Source organism: Paenibacillus sp. sgz302164 (genome assembly GCF_056120505.1).
This window is the reverse complement of record NZ_JBVYOL010000007.1, coordinates 126,293-145,022: the sequence shown is the minus strand read 5'-3', so window position 1 is coordinate 145,022 and position 18,730 is coordinate 126,293. Positions and strand designations below refer to the sequence as shown.

Annotated in this window: 16 protein-coding genes and 1 pseudogene; 14 read left to right on the top strand and 3 right to left on the bottom strand. The window is 52.0% G+C overall.

Going from position 1 to position 18,730, the window contains the following annotated elements:
- Nucleotides 1-49: 49 nt before the first annotated feature.
- Nucleotides 50-1,069 (top strand): glycoside hydrolase family 130 protein, encoded by a 1,020-nt coding sequence (locus AC0LWT_RS13740; RefSeq protein WP_474681825.1) that lies wholly within the window; start codon nt 50-52, stop codon nt 1,067-1,069.
- 63 nt (nt 1,070-1,132) lie between these two features.
- Here the strand turns inward: AC0LWT_RS13740 and AC0LWT_RS13735 are convergent, their stop codons facing one another.
- Complete coding sequence (locus AC0LWT_RS13735; RefSeq protein WP_474681824.1) at nt 1,133-3,466, bottom strand: helix-turn-helix domain-containing protein; 2,334 nt, start codon at nt 3,464-3,466, stop codon at nt 1,133-1,135.
- 151 nt (nt 3,467-3,617) lie between these two features.
- Between AC0LWT_RS13735 and AC0LWT_RS13730 the strand changes: the two genes are divergently transcribed.
- From AC0LWT_RS13730 to AC0LWT_RS13710, 5 genes are read left to right on the top strand one after another with little or no spacing between them, the layout of a single operon-like run.
- Nucleotides 3,618-4,718, top strand: coding sequence for an amidohydrolase/deacetylase family metallohydrolase (locus tag AC0LWT_RS13730; RefSeq protein ID WP_474681823.1), 1,101 nt, complete (start codon nt 3,618-3,620; stop codon nt 4,716-4,718).
- Nucleotides 4,696-5,808 (top strand): DgaE family pyridoxal phosphate-dependent ammonia lyase, encoded by a 1,113-nt coding sequence (locus tag AC0LWT_RS13725; RefSeq protein ID WP_474681822.1) that lies wholly within the window; start codon nt 4,696-4,698, stop codon nt 5,806-5,808. Before AC0LWT_RS13730 ends, AC0LWT_RS13725 begins: the two co-directional genes overlap by 23 nt.
- Entirely contained in the window at nt 5,801-6,556 is a 756-nt protein-coding gene (gene dagF / locus AC0LWT_RS13720) for a 2-dehydro-3-deoxy-phosphogluconate aldolase (protein ID WP_474681821.1), read from the top strand. The genes AC0LWT_RS13725 and dagF overlap by 8 nt, the downstream gene beginning before the upstream one ends.
- Nucleotides 6,549-7,562, top strand: coding sequence for a sugar kinase (locus tag AC0LWT_RS13715; protein ID WP_474681820.1), 1,014 nt, complete (start codon nt 6,549-6,551; stop codon nt 7,560-7,562). The genes dagF and AC0LWT_RS13715 overlap by 8 nt, the downstream gene beginning before the upstream one ends.
- Before the next feature lie 10 nt (nt 7,563-7,572).
- Entirely contained in the window at nt 7,573-8,295 is a 723-nt protein-coding gene (locus AC0LWT_RS13710) for a GntR family transcriptional regulator (RefSeq protein ID WP_474681819.1), read from the top strand.
- Between the two features lie 245 nt (nt 8,296-8,540).
- Here AC0LWT_RS13710 and AC0LWT_RS13705 read toward each other — a convergent pair whose 3' ends face one another.
- Nucleotides 8,541-8,954, bottom strand: a complete 414-nt coding sequence (locus AC0LWT_RS13705; RefSeq protein ID WP_474681818.1) for a MarR family winged helix-turn-helix transcriptional regulator — start codon at nt 8,952-8,954, stop codon at nt 8,541-8,543.
- Nucleotides 8,955-9,148: 194 nt separating this feature from the next.
- Here AC0LWT_RS13705 and AC0LWT_RS13700 point away from each other — a divergent pair, with 194 nt between their 5' ends.
- The 5 genes and pseudogenes from AC0LWT_RS13700 to AC0LWT_RS13680 all read left to right on the top strand — a co-directional run bounded on the left by AC0LWT_RS13700 (nt 9,149) and on the right by AC0LWT_RS13680 (nt 13,780).
- A complete protein-coding gene (locus tag AC0LWT_RS13700) occupies nt 9,149-9,604 on the top strand; it encodes a CBS domain-containing protein (RefSeq protein WP_474681817.1) in 456 nt (151 codons plus the stop codon).
- 59 nt (nt 9,605-9,663) lie between these two features.
- Nucleotides 9,664-10,884: pseudogene (locus tag AC0LWT_RS13695) on the top strand (MFS transporter).
- A gap of 170 nt (nt 10,885-11,054) precedes the next feature.
- Nucleotides 11,055-11,576, top strand: a complete 522-nt coding sequence (locus tag AC0LWT_RS13690; RefSeq protein ID WP_474681816.1) for an RNA polymerase sigma factor — start codon at nt 11,055-11,057, stop codon at nt 11,574-11,576.
- Nucleotides 11,577-11,582: 6 nt separating this feature from the next.
- On the top strand, nt 11,583-12,974 hold the full coding sequence (locus AC0LWT_RS13685) for a DUF4179 domain-containing protein (protein ID WP_474681815.1): 1,392 nt from the start codon (nt 11,583-11,585) through the stop codon (nt 12,972-12,974).
- Nucleotides 12,975-13,564: 590 nt separating this feature from the next.
- On the top strand, nt 13,565-13,780 hold the full coding sequence (locus AC0LWT_RS13680; RefSeq protein WP_474681814.1) for a double zinc ribbon domain-containing protein: 216 nt from the start codon (nt 13,565-13,567) through the stop codon (nt 13,778-13,780).
- Nucleotides 13,781-13,836: 56 nt separating this feature from the next.
- Here AC0LWT_RS13680 and AC0LWT_RS13675 read toward each other — a convergent pair whose 3' ends face one another.
- Complete coding sequence (locus AC0LWT_RS13675; RefSeq protein ID WP_474681813.1) at nt 13,837-15,747, bottom strand: glycosyl hydrolase family 18 protein; 1,911 nt, start codon at nt 15,745-15,747, stop codon at nt 13,837-13,839.
- Nucleotides 15,748-15,912: 165 nt separating this feature from the next.
- Between AC0LWT_RS13675 and AC0LWT_RS13670 the strand changes: the two genes are divergently transcribed.
- From AC0LWT_RS13670 to AC0LWT_RS13660, 3 genes are read left to right on the top strand one after another with little or no spacing between them, the layout of a single operon-like run.
- Entirely contained in the window at nt 15,913-16,437 is a 525-nt protein-coding gene (locus tag AC0LWT_RS13670; RefSeq protein ID WP_474681812.1) for a DUF309 domain-containing protein, read from the top strand.
- 5 nt (nt 16,438-16,442) lie between these two features.
- Entirely contained in the window at nt 16,443-17,171 is a 729-nt protein-coding gene (locus tag AC0LWT_RS13665; protein ID WP_474681811.1) for a response regulator transcription factor, read from the top strand.
- The gene (locus AC0LWT_RS13660) at nt 17,164-18,624 is read left to right on the top strand and encodes a sensor histidine kinase (RefSeq protein ID WP_474681810.1); all 1,461 of its coding nucleotides are present in this window, start codon (nt 17,164-17,166) and stop codon (nt 18,622-18,624) included. Before AC0LWT_RS13665 ends, AC0LWT_RS13660 begins: the two co-directional genes overlap by 8 nt.
- Nucleotides 18,625-18,730: the final 106 nt, after the last annotated feature.

Below are 18,730 nucleotides of genomic sequence, written 5' to 3'. Positions count from 1 at the left end.
TCATATAGGCAACTGAGAGGGAGAGCGCCTGGGCAGGAGGAGAACGACCATGCAAATTACGAGGCATCCGAACAACCCGATTGTTGTGCCGGGAGGATATGACTGGCGGAAGGTAACGGTTTTTAACCCGGCGGTTATCATTGATAACGATAAATTTTATATGATTGAAAGAACCGCGGAGTCGCTGACGCCTTGCAAAAACTTTTTAGGCTTGCTGGAAAGCGAGGATGGCGTGAACTTCACCCATGTGAAGGACGAGCCGATTGTAACGCCGGATATGCTCGGTTTTCCTTATGGAAGCGTACAAGACCCGCGTCTGGTCAAGATTGACGGTACCTTCTATCTGAACTATGCGCTGCGTCCGTGTGCGATGAGCTATTATCCGACAGGCGCTGGCGTGCCTGCCAGATCCATTCCCGAGTACCCGGATGGATGGGGGGAGCAGGAGGGGCATTGGCTGACTCGCTCTTCCATTCTTAAATCGCAGAATTTGCTGGATTGGGAGTTTGTTGCTGACACTACGCCGCTGGATATTAACGATCGCGACAATATTCTGTTCCCTGAGAAAATTAACGGCAAGTTCGTCCTGCTTCGCCGTCCGGAGGAATATGTAGGCGAGCAGTACGGGACAGAAAAAGCGGCTATATGGATTACCTATTCCGAGGATCTGATCCATTGGGAGGAGTCAAAGCTGCTTATCAAGGGGGAAAATCCGGAGTGGGAATCCCGCAAAATCGGTGGCTCCACACCTCCAATCAAGACTGACAAGGGCTGGCTTGTGCTGTATCATGGCGTGGACGAGGAGATCGTGTACCGTGTTGGCGCTGTATTGCTTGATCTGGAAAACCCGGAGAAGGTGATCGCGCGTACCCGTCATTTCATTATGGAGCCTGAGGCTTATTATGAGAAGTTCGGCTTTCAAATTCCTAATGTCATCTTTCCGACAGGCAATGTCGTCAAGGATGGGCTGTTATACATTTATTATGGCGTGACCGATACGGCGATTGCACTGGCCACAGTGCCGCTGGATGAATTGGTAGAGTACATTCTGAACGAGCCGGCGCAATAAGAGCATAGTAGGGGCAAGTGATCCGGCTGCGGCCATTCACTTGCCCCTGGTCTGTTTGGGCTGCTAATAGGAAGGGGTATTGCTCTGACAATGCTGCTTGCGGAATTGCCCCGGGGTCAACCCGCTGTCCTTCTTGAACTTGCGGATAAAGTTCGGAGCGTCCAGATAGCCCACCCGCTCGATAATAATTTGGAGCGGATCGTTGGTAGCGATAAGCAGTCGTTTCACCTCGTTCATGCGCAGCAGCCAAATATAATGTGTGAAATTCATACCCGTTTTTTCTTTGAAGCTACGGCTAAGATAAGAAGTGGATACCGAAAAGCGCAGGGCAATATGCTCAAGGCTCAGCGTATAATCAGCATAGTTCTGGTCGACGTAGGCAACTAAATCATCAATCAATGAGGGCTGGCTCGTTTCCGTCTGATGGTTGACCTGCCTGCAAACCTCGCCGGCCAGTACGGCCAGCTTGTTCTCGAATTCCTCGAGCGTGTCAAAGGAAGCGAGCGCAGGCACACGGCCAAACACGTCGCCCAAGCCCAAATCGGCTGCGGTTCGTAAAATCGTGTTGAGTATGTCGAAGCACATAAGACGCAATATAGGGACCGAAAGCGACTCCTGCTTGAGTTCCTGCACCATGCCGGACAGCATGGACAGCGCTAGCGGTTCGTTTCCTTGCTTTAGGCTTTGCTCCAGCTTAAGGATCGTTTTTTTGGACAGCCAGAACGTTTCCTGTGACATGGCCTGCTTATTCTGGAGATGATCAAAGAAGGTGATGCCCGGCTCTCCCGGCTTTCGATAATCAAGAGCGGTGGAAGCCTCAATAAAGGATTGGTTGATCTTTGACAAGCTGGGATAAATCGTGCCCACGCCTATATGCGGCAGCGTATCCGTCTGCTCCAGCAGCATCGCCCGAATGTCCTCAAAAAGGCGGTTAATCGCAGCCTCCTGCAGTTCGGGGCTTTGGTCCGGCAGCAGCACCATAAGCGCAAAACGGTCACGGACGGAAAATTCGACGCCGTATACTTGAATCCCCAGCTCTGGAAATGATAGCTGGCTAAGCAACTCCAGCTGCAGCATATGATCCGGCTGCCCAGGCTCATCTTCCTGCGGAGAATCCCATGAGAGCACAGCCGAGAAATAAGCTCCTCCGGCATCAGGCGGCTCAAGACCCGTTTCCATGATCATCCGTTCAATCTCGGGATCGTTTGGTTTGCCGTGCTTCAGCAGCAGCAGCAGCAGGCATTGATTGCGGACGAACGGCGTCTGCCAGTGAATACGCGCCTTATAGTCGCGAAAGGTCTGGGTGATCCATTCCCATTCGTTGCGCACCTTGAGCGCTTCATCACGGCCGCCCGTTTGCAGCCTGGCAAAGTCGATTAGATTTTTGATCGGATGATACTGGCGTCTCGCCAAAATAATGGCCGCCACAATGCCGGTCAGAGCCGCGATAGCAAATACAAGCATGATCAGGGTTTGGATGTGAACCACACTCTCAAAAAACTGGTAGGTCGGCATAGTGGTCGCATAGCTCCAGCCGTTCTCGGTGGATTTGACCGCAACGACGGATTGCGCTTCTCCGTCCAGACGGATACTGTAAATGCCTGTCGCAAGCTTTGCAATGTCAGTCAGCGCCTCCCTAGAGAGCGATGTGCCGTTCGTATTGGACGTCAGCACCTCGCCGGTGGGGGACAGAATGTAGCTGTTGCCCTTGTACTGGTTGAGTATGGTGTCCATAAGACCGGTAAGCTTGGCTTCCTTGAGCAGAAACATGACCGCTCCGTACGGGTAGGGATCATTGGGCTTGATCGGGATGAGCAGTGTAAGCAGAGCTTCCTCCCGCGAATAAATGGAGACAGGCTCGGCGGGACGAATAAGTGGAACAACGGATTCGTTAAGCGCTTTCACCAAGCTTGCGCTGCTCCAATTATGATATTTGTACACCCGGTTGAAGAGGGTTGTAGGACTGGTCATGCCTTCGTAGGAATAGATTTCATTCCTGTCATGGTAATAGAGAAAGAGCTGCTCCACAATGCTGCTGTTGGCCGTGTAGCTCGCGAGCGTGTTGATGCCTTCTCGACTGCGATAGGGATCGCTCATCATATAGGGAGTCAAATGCTCGTCATAGGATATGCGGCTGGCGATTTCGTAGAGATCAGACATATGTCCATCAATCGTCAGCTTGACTTGCGTCAATTGGTTAAGATTGGCCCGTTCAATTTCAGAGCGCAAATTGTAGGCTGCATTTTCATAAATAAAGATCGTTACGACAGTAAGCGGAACCAGAAACATGACAATGTATGAAGCCGCATATTTGAACAACAGGCGCGACTTGTATTGGCTCCAATATTTGCTGATGTACTGAGTCAGTGTATTTGCTTTTATTTTGAAATGATGCACAAGAACGCTCCTTTTTCTTCATCCATTTAAACATTATAACGTTATATTTATTTTGATGCTAGATTGTGTTAAGCTGTTTTTTGAAAAAAAGTTAGGCAGCAGCTTTTCGAATGGGCATAGGGTTAATGAGCCAGAGAGGGGCAGAGATGAAGTGAAGGATTTTATTTTGCACAATATCAGGCTATTGTCAGGCGAGAAGGCGGCGATTGTAGTCAGCGGCGGGCGGATTATCGATATAGCGCCACAGCTCCCGGCAGATGCGGCAGGTTGCAGAATGGATGGCAGGGAGGCCTACGTTTCCAGCGGCTGGATTGATTTGCACGTTCACGCGGATGCCGCCCTGGAGCCGTACGGAGATGAAATCGACGAGATTGGCATAGCACAGGGCGTTGCCACCATTGTGGATGCGGGCAGCTGCGGAGCCGATCGCATCGGCGGTCTGCATGCAGCAAGCCAGAAAGCGCAGACCCATGTGCTTGCCCTGCTGAATGTATCGCATATCGGCCTGACACGGACGGATGAGCTCTCGCAGTTGGCCTGGTTAAACGAGCAGCTGCTGCGTGAAGCGGCCGAGCGGTATGGCGAGTTTATTGTGGGCTTGAAGGCGAGAGTCAGCAGCAGCGTAGTCAAAGAACAGGGAATTGAACCGCTGCGTCTGGTTCGCGGCTTTGCTGATCGGCTGGACTTGCCTCTAATGCTGCACATCGGTTCGGGGCCGCCTTCTATCACAGAGATTCTGCCTTATTTGCGCGGCAATGATGTCATTACGCATGCTTTCAACGGCAAGGCTAACGGCTTGTTTGACGAGCAGGGGAGAGCGATTCCCGAGCTTGTCGCCGCAATGGAGCGCGGAGTGCTGCTGGATGTCGGCCATGGCACGGCAAGCTTCTCGTTCAAAGTGGCGGAGCGCGCGCGCGCGGCGGGGTTTGCACCAGATACGATCAGTACGGATATCTATCGCGGCAATAGGCTGAATGGGCCTGTGTACAGCATGGCGCATACGCTTGACAAATTTCTTCTCCTTGGTTATTCGCTTGAAGATACGATTGCACGGGTGACAAGCAGGCCCGCAAGCTGGCTGAAGCGTCCGGAGCTCGGGCGGATACAGAAGGGTGACATAGCCAATTTAACGATATTTACCGTGCAAGAAGAACAGGTGCCGCTGACAGACTCAGAGGGAGAAACTCGTCTGGGGATGCAGCATATCAGACCGGAAGGGGTAGTTGTAAATGGCAATTACATTGCAATCTAAATATGGCCTCAAGCGAGTGGTGAATGCCAGTGGGCGCATGAGCATTCTTGGCGTATCCGCACCGACGGATAACGTGATGGAGGCGATGAAGCAAGGCGGTCAGAGCTATGTTGAAATCGCTGAGCTGGTAAAGCGTTCCGGCGAGCATGTCGCTTCGGTTATGGGGGCAGAGGGAGCGGTCGTTGTTAATTCGGCGTCTAGCGGCATCGCGTTGTCTGTTGCGGCTGTTGTGACAAGAGGGGCGGAGCGTGCCTCCCTTCGGCTTCATCAGGATTCCATATTGAAAAATGAAATCATTATGTTCAAGGGACATAATGTCCAATACGGGGTGCCGGTGGAAACGATGATTTATTTAGGCGGGGGGCGGCTGGTCGAGGTTGGCTACGCAAACGAAGGACGAGCGGACCATCTTGAGCAGGCGATTGGCGAGCGCACCGCGGCTATCCTGTTTGTCAAATCACATCATTGCGTGCAAAAAAATATGATCAGCCTGGCGGAAGCGCAGCAAGTAGCCAAGCGTCATGGGGTACCGCTCATTGTGGATGCAGCGGCGGAGGAGGATCTGTATAGCTACGTCAAGCTTGCGGATTTGGTCATCTACAGCGGCTCCAAGGCTATAGAAGGACCAACCTCGGGGATTGTGGCAGGTCGCAGGCTGTATGTGGATTGGGTACGCATGCAGCTTCACGGAATCGGTCGCAGCATGAAGGTGGGCAAGGAGGTTGTGTTTGGACTGCTGGCCGCGCTTGACGAATATGTGGTCAAGGAGGATAAAAGCGAGCAGGAGAAGCAGACTCTGGAGCAACTGAAGGTGCTGTCGGATTTGCCGGGAGTGGATGTGACTATCGTTCAGGATGAGGCTGGACGTTCTATCTTCAGAGGCAGGATTCGGCTGGATGCGTCTGTCGCAGGTATTAGCGCAGCTGAGGCGAACGATCAGCTTCGTGATGGGGACATTGCGGTGTATACACGGGATTATGGCGTGCGCCAAGGTTACTTTGATCTGGACCCGCGCTCCCTTCAGGGAGATGATCTTGAAGTTATCATTGAGCGGATACAACAAATTGTAGGAGGGGCAACACATGTCTAAGCTGGAGAAGCGTCTATACAAAAACAGGGCGGCACTTAATGTGCTGACAGGATCATTGGAAAATACCAAGCAGGTTTTCGCTGCGGCAGAAGGACATGTCGTCGTTGGGATTTTGTCCAAAAGCTATAGCACCGTCGAAGCGGCTGTGGAAACCATGCGTGCCCATGGAGCGCACATTGAGGACGCGGTATCGATTGGACTGGGCGCAGGCGACAACCGCCAGGCGGCGGTTGTGGCGGAGATCGTCCGGGAATATGAGGGCGCGCATATCAATCAGATTTTCCCTGCTGTAGGAGCTACCAGAGCTAACCTTAAGGAGCGTGCGGGCTGGATCAATGCGCTCGTATCTCCATGCGGCAAGACAGGCTATGTGAATATTTCAACCGGCGTCCACAGTGCGCCACTGGAGCAGAAGGCGATTGTGCCTGTAGAAGCGGCTATTGCGCTGGTTCGTGATATGGGCGGAAATGCCCTGAAGTATTATCCGATGCATGGGCTGCGTTACGAGGAGGAGTACCGTGCTGTGGCTGCGGCCTGCGCCGAGGCGGGATTTGCGCTGGAGCCTACTGGCGGCATTGATCTGGACAATTTTTCCGATATATTGGAGATTGCACTGAAGGCCGGTGTGCCTCAAGTTATTCCACACGTGTACACTTCGATTATTGACTCGGCTAATGGTGAAACAAAACCTGAGCAGGTAAGGCAACTGCTGGATTCTCTCAAGCAATTGGTGGATAAATATGAGTAAAATTGCTGCGTTCGGCGAGGTCATGATGAGGCTTGAAACACCTGGCTACAGTACGCTTGCGCAGGAGAATCAGCTTAAATATTCCTTCTCGGGCAGCGGTGTCAATGTACTTTCAGCTTTGTCCCGGTATGGTCATGAGACTTATCTCATTTCTGCGCTGCCGGACAATGCGTTGGGCGAGGCGGCCGTAGCGAATTTGCGCAAGCTGGGATTGTCCATCCGTCATATTATGCGCTCGGGGCAGTATCTGGGCATGTACTTCTTGGAGAAGGGATTTGGCGCAAGGGCAAGCAAGGTAACGTACAACGACCGCTTAGGCAGCAGCTTCAATACGGCAACGTTCGGCGATCAGCGGCTGGCGGCAGCCGTCGCAGAGGTGGAGGTGCTCCACTTTTGCGGCATTACGCTGGCAATGAACGATCAGGTGCGCAGCAGCATGCTTCGTCTCGCCCGGGAAGCCAAGCGACAGGGACGGAAGATTGTATTTGATTGCAATTATCGGCCGACGTTGTGGGGAAAAGATGGCTATGAGCGCGCAAAAGGTCATTATGAGCAGATGCTGCAGCTTGCGGATATAGTCATGATGAACGAAAAAGATGCCATGCTTGTGCTGGGGATGCCGACAGCTGCGCTTGAGCGGGAGCAGCAGTTGAAGGAGTTGCTTCCGGCAGTGGCGAAACAATATGATATCCAGACGATCGCGGGCACTCATCGCCGCATTAATGGAGACAACACTCATTCGCTAAAGGGCTTTATATTCAGCAATGAGCGTCTCGTTATGGGCAGGGAGCATAGCTTCTCTGTCCACGATCGCGTAGGAGCGGGCGATGCTTATGCCAGCGGTATTATAGACGGCCTGCTGCGCGGGCTTCCTGTGGAGCAGGTGGTTGAATTTGCAGCGGCAGCTGCAAGGCTGGCACATACGATTCCGGGAGATACGCCGATGTCGACGCGCGAGGATATAGAGAAGGCTATCCATAACGAAACAGGAGATGTGGAAAGGTAGGGGACATCCGGTGTCCATTTCGCGAAAAAAGGGTCCGCTCTATTTGCAAATCAAAAAAATTATCAAGGATCGGATCATGCACGGAGTGTACCCGCTGGGGACTAACATCCCGGCGGAGCCGCTGCTGGAGCAGGAGTTTCAGGTAAGCAAGATGACGGTGCGCAATGCCATCCGTGAGCTGTCCACTGAAGGCTACGTCGAGAAAAAGAGCGGGGTAGGCACAATCGTGCTGCGCAATACGTCCTCCTCCAAACTGTCCAAGGGCAAGCGCTTCACAGAGCTGCTGGTGGAACAGGGGCATCGGATGGAGAAACGGCTGCTCGGAGCAGAGATGGTGAATACGAAGGCAGACGCTGAACTGCTGGAGCTGTTCGGCGAGAGCTGCCAACGTATTGAGCGGCTGTATTTGCTGGATGAGCAGCCCTATATTCATTTTCAGCATTACATTACGCCGGGCGTGGCACTCGTACAGGCTGAGAACGATGAAGGCGCCTTATTCTCCTCCTTGTATGAATGGCTGGAGGAGAAGAAAATCACGCTGGAAAGCTTCCACGATCGCTTTCTGGTAGAGGCGGCAGCGGCGGAGAGCGCCGTCATTCTAGGGCTGGAGCCGGGAGCGCCTGTGCTCAAACGGCTGCGACGCTCTCAGGATAGCGAAGGCAATCTTATTGAATACAGCATCGGAATTTACAACACGCAGCTGCACCCTTATTTGGTCAGCTACGATGCTTGAGCAGAATAGGGAGCAAGCCCACATATTCCATACGTGTAGCAGCAAGCTGGCTGCGCAAGGAAGAGCTATCATAGAGCACATTTGCTTTGCGAGAGAACTCTTCTTTTTTGTATTCAGGTCAGATTCAGTATAACCTTGCTTTCTCGTAAAATGCCAGAACGCCGAACAGGCTGCCCCCGAAGTAGATGCACTACTTTGAAGGGCAGCCTTTTTGCAGATGCCGGTGCGATGGCGTCGACCCGGTTTTATAAAAACGTGCGGTTAAACTTTTTCAAAAGCTGGCCGAACATGCGGCGTTCTTCCTCGGACCAATGTTCCAGCAGCTCGCTGACTCTGGCTACTTTTGCTTCTTTGCTCTCGGTCAATTCTTTCATGCCGAGCTCCGTAATCTGCAGCGAATACGCTCTTTTATCCAAGGGGTCGGGGATTCGGTAGACATACCCCTTTTCCTCAAGGGCCGTCGTTTGCCGGCTGACGGTGGAAATGTCCAGGTGGAATTCATCCGCCAATGCCTTTACTCCGGCCGATCCGTGAGAAGCGATTTGATGCAGCAACAAATAAGCGGCCCGGTCGAGATTTTTATACGGTTTAATCGATGTGATTCGGCGGACGAGGATGGCCATTTCCAAAGAAATGGTTTCCAGAGGGTTTTCATTCATTGCTGTTCGACCTCATAATTATAATATTTTCTAAAAGCTATAGTATCATACGCGCATTCGGTTTTGAACTACAATCACTCCTGTAAAAATGATCGTATTGACATCATTCTATATAGTTGTATAATACAATTATCATATAGTTTCATCATACAACTTGTTTTGGGAGAAAGCAATCTGCGAAGGGAGGATTGTCTATGCAAGCCCATGATATCATGATTAGCCAGGTGTACAAAGTGAAGGAAACCGACACGGTAAGGTCTGTCATCGAAAAGTTTATCGAGCATCGGATCAGCGGCCTGCCGGTGGTCAATGATAGAAATGAAATTGTCGCTTACATCAGCGACGGGGATGTGATGCGGTATATCGGCAAGCATGAGAATCGGGTGATCGGTTCTTTTTATTATGTTTTTGTCGTCAACGGCGATGATCAAAAATTCGAAGAACGTGTGGAAACGCTGCTGAACTTGAACGTGATGGATGTTGCCCAACGAAAAGTTTTCAAAGTTGCATGGGACGAGGAGATTGAAAATATCGCCGCGATTTTGGGAAAAAGACATATCAAAAAGCTGCCCGTTGAGCGTAACGGTGTTTTGGTCGGCATCGTCAGCCGCGGCGACGTCATCAGGCATTCCTTCAAAACGATCTTGTGAAATTTCAGAAACTCTCAAGGTAAAAGGAGAAAAAAAGCATGTCATCTACAACGCACTCCATGGAATCAAAAGCGGCAAGAGCCACTTCACCCTTGCAAGAAGCAAGTATTTTAAAGCAGCCCAGAGCCGTGTGGGCTGTCTTTTTTGCCTGTATCATCGCCTTCATGGGGCTTGGTCTTGTCGATCCGATTTTGCCTGCCATCGCCAAAAATTTGCAAGCTTCGCAAAGTCAGGTTACTCTGCTGTTCACCAGCTATAACGCTGTAATGGCGGTGGCGATGCTGATTACCGGCATGGTATCGTCAAGGCTCGGCATCAAATGGACACTCCTTGCCGGCATTGTGCTGATTGCTTTATTTTCGGCGCTCGGCGGTTTATCGGGCGATATCTCGACGCTTGTCGGGCTGCGGGGCGGCTGGGGGTTGGGCAACGCGCTGTTTGTCGCGACCTCGCTGGCCGCGATCGTATCCCTTTCGAAAAGCGGCACCGCCAAAGCGATCATTTTATATGAAGCGGCGATTGGGCTGGGCATTTCGGTCGGCCCGCTGCTCGGCGGCTGGCTGGGGGGCATCTCGTGGAGAGGCCCTTTTCTTGGCGTCGCAACGCTAATGGTAGTCGCTTTCATCGGCCTCGTTACGCTGATGCCGAAATCCGGCGCGCCCAAAGCCACGGCCTCGAGAACATCGCTGCTGGACCCGTTCCGCGCCTTGAAGCACCGCTCACTTTTGATTTTCGGCATCGCCGCGGGGCTGTACAATTTCGGCTTTTTCACTTTGCTTGCTTACGCGCCTTTTGTCATGGGTCTGGATGAGCACGGTCTAGGCTTCGTATTTCTCGGCTGGGGCATTTTGCTGGCGTTGACTTCCGTATTTATGGCGCCGAAGCTGCAGGAACGGTTCGGAACCGTCAAATCGATGTGCGCGATGCTGACCACGTTTGCTCTGGTGCTTGCTGTTATGGGCATTTGGACGTCGACGCAATGGGTTATTATCGCGGCTGTCATTTTTGCCGGGGCATTGCTCGGGAACAATAACACGCTCATTACGACGGCTGTCATGAACGCGGCTCCAGTCGAACGGTCGACGGCGTCGGCCGCGTACAGCTTTCTTCGCTTCATCGGCGGGGCGATTGCTCCTTATCTGGCCGGCAAATTGGCGGAGTGGTAAAATCCGCAAGTTCCGTTTCTCGTAGGCGCGGTATTTGTTCTTGCTTCCGTGCTGTTCATCTTAGTGAACCAAAAGCATGTGAAGCATGTCGATCAAGCCGGATCGGGTCATTGAGCATTCGGCCGCGTACGCTTAAAAAAATCGCTCTCTGCTTTGGGCTTTGTCCCGGGTGGGGGGGCGATTTTTTTGTTTTTTCACGGCACTCCGGCCAAGTCGAAAGGGGGGACCGAACCTTTTCTAACATTTTTGGATATATACATTAAGAAGTAGAGGGGGTGATTGATTTGAATATTTCCCGGGAAGAGGCGCAGCGCATTTATGAGGAACAGTCGGCCTACGTTTTCAGACTAGCTTTATTCCTGACTAAATCGTGGATGTTGTCTGAAGATATCGTTCAGGACACTTTTATTCAAGTATTTCAAAACTATTCCCAATATGATGCGGCGAGGCCCATTCAACCGTGGATCTACCAAATCACGTTAAATACGGTGAGAAAGGCGCTGCGCAAGCGGCAATGGTCGCAATTGTGGAATGGACAGCTCAAGTCCGAAACGGTTGAAGAGCTTGTGGTAAAAGAAGAACGGCATCAAGAATTGTGGGACGAAGTCAATCATCTTTCTTTCAAAAGCAAAGAAATTATTTTCTTACACTACTATCTGGAATTGAAACTGACGGAAATTGCTGAAATTTTGAATATCCCGATCGGAACTTGTAAATCAAGGTTACATACCGCGTTAAAATCGTTGCGAAGAAAAATGCCGAATGGCGATTTTAACATTCAAACATATAAAGAATTCGGAGGCTGATTGGACATGGATGAGCGCAATTCTCGTATTAGCAAAATGTTGGGCGAACAATTTGATCATGAGTTTCCTGCTGTATCCTTCGATCACATCTGGAATCGGTCATTCCGCAACCCATCGATTGTACCCCGGTCCCGGTTTCGAAATGCGCTAAAATATAGCTGTTGGACTGCAGCCATCGTTTTCGTTTCGCTCGTAATGCTGCTTATTTCGGCCTCCATGACGCCGACTTCGGCGCAATCTGCTTTTATCAAATCCGTCTTCTCATTTATAAGTTATTTTTCGGAAAAACATCCCGAACAAGGCGGACAGATCTCCGAAGTGCAGCAATCGGTTACGGATCAGGGTATTACGATCATAATTTCGGAGGTCTACTATGACAATTACAATCTTACTGCCAGCTATACGCTGGAGACGGCGGATGCTTTTAAAAATGAAAGTGTAACCCCATACGATATCGAGTTTAATGTTAACGGTCAAACATTTCGGGCTACGGCAAGAAGAGGCGTGTTGGTAAACGATCATCAGTTTGCCGGAGTCATAGAAACGGATGCGGACGACACATTGCTGAAAAGGCTGCCGGAACGGTTTGAAATGAACGTATCGATAGGCCGTATCGGTTATTCGGCAGCAAACGGAGATACGATAAACAAAGCGGGAAAATGGAATTTATCTATCCCTGTTAGCATGGATATGCTCCGTGCGGGAGTGCACACTCTGGATATGATGAAAACCGCCGGCCAAAATCATTTGCAGATTACCGTAAAAAAAGTAAACTATTCTGAAACGTTCATCGACCTCATCGGAGAAACGAGAATCACACCGAGCGATGAAAAAGCGACAATAGCGGAATCCTTCCCGTTGCTGGAAATTACAGACGAAAACGGAGAAGTTCTCGATTTTATTCAAAGCAGTGCGACTATTAACAGCCAGGAAGGGCAAACCGAAATCTTCAAGTGGAAAATGAGCTATAGACCCACCGGTAAATTTCCAAAATCGTTGGCAATCCGCTCTTACTTGATTCCGAAAGATACTGGCGTCAGAACGCGAGTGGTGCCTATGGACCGCATTCCGACAAAGGAAGCTCCCTTCATTGTTCAGCGCGGTCCGCTTGCCGCTTTGGAACTGACGAGTATAGAGTATTTTCCCGAAAAAACGCTCGTCTTTTACCGAAGCTCGGGTGAGCGGCGGTCCGATCACGACGATTCTGCTTTACGCTTGCAGGGGGAGGACGGGAAGGAATGGCGGATGCTCGGTGAACGTGCCATCGATAAAGGGGAGTATACGTTTGTCCGGGAATTCCCGGCTTTAAAGCCGGAGCAGACAATTAGCCTGATTGTCCAAGACCCGATCCCGAGAACACCGCTAAAAGATCTTGAAATGTTCATTTCTCTTCCATAATTTTAAGTCTCGTATAGAGGGTTTCTCGTTTTTGGGGAGGAGGGGGGGCTGGGGCTGCGAAAAATTCCTGCAATTGTGCAGGTTTTTGCTCGTTAATGCCCGTATAGCACAGAATTCCTGCAAAAGTACAGTTTTTTTAGCTGCTGAGCGGGCCCAGGTCCATTTTTGTCGGGAATTCCTGCACAATTGCAGGCTTTTCCTCAAAATGAACCCCATGCACAGAAAAAGCCTGCACTTTCGCAGGTTTTCTGCGTGTGGCGGACCAGATTCGCCAGCTTCGGCAGTCGGGTTCACGAGTTCTGGTGGAACAGATTCATAGGCTCCTTCGCAGGCAATAGGCCAAGGCATGGCGTCAGCCAGGAGGATGCGGCCGCTGGCCAGCAGCAGTAGGCCATGACGCTGGAGATCGAGAACTCCGCCAAAGCGCTGGCTGACCTTGCCGAAGAATTGCAGCTGGCGCTGCAGCAATTTGTCGTCCAGGATGGCGTCCGCACGGGCTGAATGTTCCCGCCCACCGGGTGCAGGAAGGTGACATCCTAACGCGCCGCGGCATATACATATAGCAGCATAGCTTCGGGAGTGTGGCGGGCATGGCGGAAAAAGAGCATCAAACGTGCGCCAGGTGCATGTATGTGGCGGATAAAGACGACAAATACTGCACTGCCTGCGGCGCGCCGCTGAAAAATACGTGCACGAAGAAAAAAACGGTGCTGCACAAAGGCTGCTCCAAGGTGAACAAACCTGACGCCAAATATTGCTCGGCCTGCGGCACGGAAACGTTGTTCTCCGAGTGGGGCCTGCTATAAGAACACAGAAGACCGTCCGATCTCTGCGGCATACGGAGAAGGGACGGTCTCTTGTTTTATTTATTTTGCAAAATGATTTTCCATAAGTCCGGTTGATCGTAGCCCAGACGCCATGCGGCGACTCCGGCCAGATCGTACTTTTTGGCCAAATCCAGCCGCGCCTTCACGGTGGACTCGTCTTCGAGCCAAAATACATATGTCGATCCGTTCTCCTGATACTCGACCTTGAATTGCTCGAACGTCTTGTCCCACGTTTGCGTCGCCTGCTTGGAGGCGATCAGCTTCGGAATGTCCTTCAGCAAAACCGCGCGGTTGCTGACGAGCTTGCCGCCGGCGTCAAGCTGCCATTCCCTTACGTAGTACGGAATGCCCAAAATGATTTTGTCCCGCGGAATTCCGTAGGACAAGTATTCCTGAATGCCGCCGTCGGCCCAAGGGAGGCCTGACACGGAGCCGGGGGAGTCGCTGCCTTTGTAAAATTGATCGTAAGCCATGATGACGATGTAGTCGACGATGCCGCCCAGCTTCTCATGATCGAAGGCGGACAAATGGTTCCATTTGACGCTGCCGCGGGGCAAATCCAGCGAAATCGTCAGACGCTGCGCGTGCGCGGCGTCCGTCAGCTTTTGCATGAAAGCGCTGAACGCATTGCGGTTCGAACCGGCGAGGCTTTCAAAGTCGACATTGATGCCCGGCACTCCAAGCGCGGCAGCCCGGTTTACGAGCGCCTGGATGAAAGTGTCCTGGGCGCCTGCGTCGGCCAAAAAAGATGTCGTCAGTGAAGCGTTGAACTGATTGCTGACCAACGGATACACGGTATGGCCCTGCTGCTGCAGCCATTTGACGGTGTCCGCGTTGGAGCTGTCTTTCAGCTTGCCGCTGCTGTCGGCCAGTTCGAAAAAGCTGGGCGACACGACATCGAGTCCGAGCGTTCCGCTGACCTGTGTTTTGATCGTGTCGGCGCCGGAAACGCCGTTCCAGCCCCACACCTGCAATTTTTTAATATTGTCCCACAGAGTCGTCCGATTCAGCGTTTGGATGGAGGCGTTGCCGTACTGCGCGCCGTAGCTCAGCGCGTCGGCAATCGTCTGAAACTCGCCGATCAGATTGGAATTCTGGAACACCTGATAGTAAGGGAAGTTGTTCCAGATTTTGCGCCCTTCGTAAAAGATCGCGCTGTGCCCCCACAGCCGCGCATAATCCGAGGCCTCGTCCAGATTGACGAAGTCCTGCAAAAACGTATCGTTCTGGTACACCTTGTACGGCTTGACGTTGCTGTATACGGTTTGGCCTGTCTTGATGTTGACGACATTCGAACCGCCCCATTTCAGCGCTTCGGCTGCGGCGTCCTCAAGGTAAGCGAACTGCCAATTGTCCGCCGAGTAGGACCCCTGATACACTTTGTACGCCGGCTCGCCTGCGCGCAGCGCCGTTTTGTCGGCGGCGGACAGGTTGTCCCAAACCCACCGGTTCGTGTTCAGATCGATAATGTGCGCGCCGCCCCATTTTTTGGCTTCGTCCGTCGCCTGCTGCAGCGTCGTGAAGGTCCAGGCGTCGATCGTGATGTCACCCTGATAAACCCGGTAGTGGGGATAGTTGTTCCACACCCAGCCGGCTGACTGGAGATCGCGAACGCTCGCATAGCTCCATTTTTTGGCTTCGTCGATCGCTTCCTGCAGCGTATCGAACTGCCATTCGGGAGGCGAAATGTCCAACTGGGAAACCTGGTAGCGGTGAAAATTGTTCCACAGCCATTTGCGCGTTCCGATTTCCTCTACGTGGCTGTTGCCGTAGCCTTTGGCATAGGCCAGCGCCTGCTTGTAATCCGCAAATTCCATTAAAATTTGATTGTTCTGGTAAACCCGGTATTTCGTCGTTTTGTCTGTCGTATTGGCTGCAGAAGCGGGAGCGGGCAATGTCATACACAAAAGGAGCGCTCCGGTCAGCATCCATTTACCTTTTTTCATCGATCACGCCTCTTTCTATATGATCTACTCTATTGGACGCGCCATCTGCCGGATTGGTTGCGTTGGTAAAAGGTTGCAAAAGCCGGACGTTGGACGTTCGCAGCCTTTTCAGGTAACATGAATAAGAGAACTTTTCAATTCAAGTTAGGCAAGGTGGCGCTAACGATGCAAAAGTACCCGGAAGCATATACGGATTATTTGATTTTTTTCCACGCTGAGCGTGATTATTTTGAATGCCATGAAGTCATGGAAGAATATTGGAAGGAACATCCCGGCGATGAGAACGGCCGAACGTACGTGGGATTGATTCAGATTGCCGTCGGCCTCTATCATGAGCGGAGGGGAAACGCCGCGGGCGCCGTGAAAATGCTGCAAAGCGCGGCAGTCAACCTGGACCCGGCTCATACGGCTGCGCTGGGGCTGCAGTACGACGAGCTGCTGCAAATGATTCGCGGCAGGCTCGAACGAGTCCGGCAGGGGCATCCTGTGTACGAGGATATCAATCTGCCGATTGCGGACCCGCAGCTGGCTGCTTATTGCGAGAACGAAAGCTTTCGCCGCGGCTTGACCTGGCAGGGAGCGAGCGCGCTTGACAATGAATCGCTGATCCATAAGCATACGCTGAGAGACCGCTCCGGCGTCATTCGGGAGAGAGAGCTGCAGAAGCTAAGACGCAAAGGAAAAGGGTGACGGCCATGAATACGGAAGGAAAAATATTAGTCGTGGACGATGAGCCGAATATTGCCGAAGTCGTAAGGCTTTATTTGGAGCATTCCGATTTTGAGGCGGTTCTGCTGATGCGCGGGCAAGAGGTGATCCGGACGGTTCTGCAGGAAAATCCGCAGCTCATCATTTTGGATATTATGCTGCCGGATATTTCCGGCTACGAGCTTTGCGAGAGCATTCGCAAATTGGAGCCTCCTTACGACCAGACGCCGATTATTTTTCTGTCGGCCAGAGGGGAGCCGATCGACAAGCTGCGAGGATTCAATCTGGGTGTAGACGATTATTTGGTGAAGCCGTTCGATCCCAACGAGCTGATTGCGCGGGTCAAAGCGGTGCTGCGCAGAACCACGCAGAGACGGTCGGAATCGGCGAAGGAGGAAACCGCTCCCCGAAGAGTGCTGCAGGTCGGCAATATAATGGTAGATTTGGAACAGTTCCGCGTCAATGTAGACGGCAAACGGGTTGAATTGACGCCGAAGGAGATGGAGCTGCTTTATTTTTTGGCGAGCCATCCGGGCCGGGTATTTACCCGTGAAGATTTGCTTGGGTATATTTGGGATTTCGACTTTGCCGGCGGAACCCGCACGGTGGACGCCCATGTGAAAAATTTGCGCAAAAAGCTCGGACAGCACGACACTTGGAACATTCAGACGCTATGGGGGATCGGCTATTCCTTTGAGGTCGTTCAGCATGTTTAAAAAGTGGATCGGCAACCGGTTCCGCAGCTTGTATTTGAAAATATTTTTATCTTTTCTGGCAACCTGCGTGCTTTTTTTCGTCGGGCTGTTCGTCTTTTGGAACTATTATTTTACCGACTTGTTTTATAAGGATAAAAAGGAGCTTCTCAGCGAGCGCTTCATCGAAGTGACAAGACTGCTCGCTTCGTATCAGGATGGGACGATCTCTACGCGCGAGCTGAAATATACGATCCGCATCGTAGCGAGAAGCATTAACGGGCAGGTATGGCTTGTCGACGACAAAGGCATGATTGTGAACGGCTCCTCGGATAACGAGGGCGGGAATTTGCCCAGGGCGATGGATCCGTTGTTTATCGAAGGTCTCCATGGGCGCAGTGGGTCTGAAATGGTCAATTTCACAACCCATAGCGGACGAACGGTCAATCTTTTCACTTACTACGCCCCTTATCAGTTGAACAACAAGGCGATCGTGGTCATTTTGCAAATTCCGCTTGAAGATATTAGTGAAGCCGTTTCCGCAGTCCGGTTGAACATACTGGTGCCCCTGGTATTTTCGCTGATTGCCGTCGGTGTTATCTTGTACGTCATTTCCCGCAAGCTGGCCAGACCGCTGCAGCAGATGAACCGGGCCGCGCTGGAACTGGCCGGAGGCGATTTTACAACCCGCGTGCCGATCAAGTCCCACGACGAAGTTGGGCAGTTGGCTGCGAGCTTCAACTTCATGGTCGAGCAATTGGAAGAGTGGGAAGACACCCGGCAGGAGTTTTTGACGAACGTGTCCCATGAGCTGAGATCGCCGTTAACGACGCTGCGCGGCTTTATCGTGGCGATGAATGACAGGATCATACCGGAGGAGAAATATTCGCATTACCTCAGCATTTGCGACCAGGAAGTTCAGCGCTTGCAGCGGCTTGTGAACGATTTGCTGGACCTGGCGCGGATTCAGAACGGCGTCGACGTGTTTCGGTTGCGGCCTGTGGGCGTCCGCGAAAAGCTCGATGAGGTGCTGGAGCTGCTGAAAGAGCCGATCGCCCACAAGCAGCTGGCGCTGGAAGTCTTGCTGCCGCCGCTTTCTGCCGAAGTGCCGCCTGTGCAAGCTTATTTGGACCCGGACCGCTTTGCCCAAGTGATTCAAAATCTGACTTACAATGCGTTGAAATTTACGCCGGCCGGAGGGACGTTGACAGTCGCCCTGGAATATTCCGGGGAAGAAGTTGTCCTGTATGTCCGGGATACGGGCGAGGGGATGTCCGAAGCGGATCTGGAGCGGATCTGGGACCGCTTTTACAAGGCGGACGAGGCCAGAAGCCACCGCGCCGACGGCACGAGCGGCACCGGGCTTGGCCTGACGATCGTCAAGCATCTGGTGAGCGGGATGAAGGGAACGATTCATGTTCGCAGCCGGATCGGCGAGGGGGCGGAATTTCGCGTTGCTTTTCCGCGGATGAAGTAGTTTTTCACAATTTTTTTACAACTGAAGCAAACATTGTTCATGATTACCGATTATCCTGTTCCTTGTGGACAGGTTTTTTTGCTTTTTGCAGACGGACTTATCGATC

Bases quoted from the DNA above. Each gene is read 5' to 3' on its own strand.
- AC0LWT_RS13740 (WP_474681825.1), top strand. From the start codon at position 50: ATGCAAATTACGAGGCATCCGAACAACCCGATTGTTGTGCCGGGAGGA.
- AC0LWT_RS13725 (WP_474681822.1), top strand. From the start codon at position 4,696: ATGGCAATTACATTGCAATCTAAATATGGCCTCAAGCGAGTGGTGAAT.
- dagF (WP_474681821.1), top strand. From the start codon at position 5,801: ATGTCTAAGCTGGAGAAGCGTCTATACAAAAACAGGGCGGCACTTAAT.
- AC0LWT_RS13715 (WP_474681820.1), top strand. From the start codon at position 6,549: ATGAGTAAAATTGCTGCGTTCGGCGAGGTCATGATGAGGCTTGAAACA.
- AC0LWT_RS13705 (WP_474681818.1), bottom strand. From the start codon at position 8,954: ATGAATGAAAACCCTCTGGAAACCATTTCTTTGGAAATGGCCATCCTC.
- AC0LWT_RS13700 (WP_474681817.1), top strand. From the start codon at position 9,149: ATGCAAGCCCATGATATCATGATTAGCCAGGTGTACAAAGTGAAGGAA.
- AC0LWT_RS13685 (WP_474681815.1), top strand. From the start codon at position 11,583: ATGGATGAGCGCAATTCTCGTATTAGCAAAATGTTGGGCGAACAATTT.
- AC0LWT_RS13680 (WP_474681814.1), top strand. From the start codon at position 13,565: ATGGCGGAAAAAGAGCATCAAACGTGCGCCAGGTGCATGTATGTGGCG.
- AC0LWT_RS13675 (WP_474681813.1), bottom strand. From the start codon at position 15,747: ATGAAAAAAGGTAAATGGATGCTGACCGGAGCGCTCCTTTTGTGTATG.
- AC0LWT_RS13670 (WP_474681812.1), top strand. From the start codon at position 15,913: ATGCAAAAGTACCCGGAAGCATATACGGATTATTTGATTTTTTTCCAC.
- AC0LWT_RS13665 (WP_474681811.1), top strand. From the start codon at position 16,443: ATGAATACGGAAGGAAAAATATTAGTCGTGGACGATGAGCCGAATATT.
- AC0LWT_RS13660 (WP_474681810.1), top strand. From the start codon at position 17,164: ATGTTTAAAAAGTGGATCGGCAACCGGTTCCGCAGCTTGTATTTGAAA.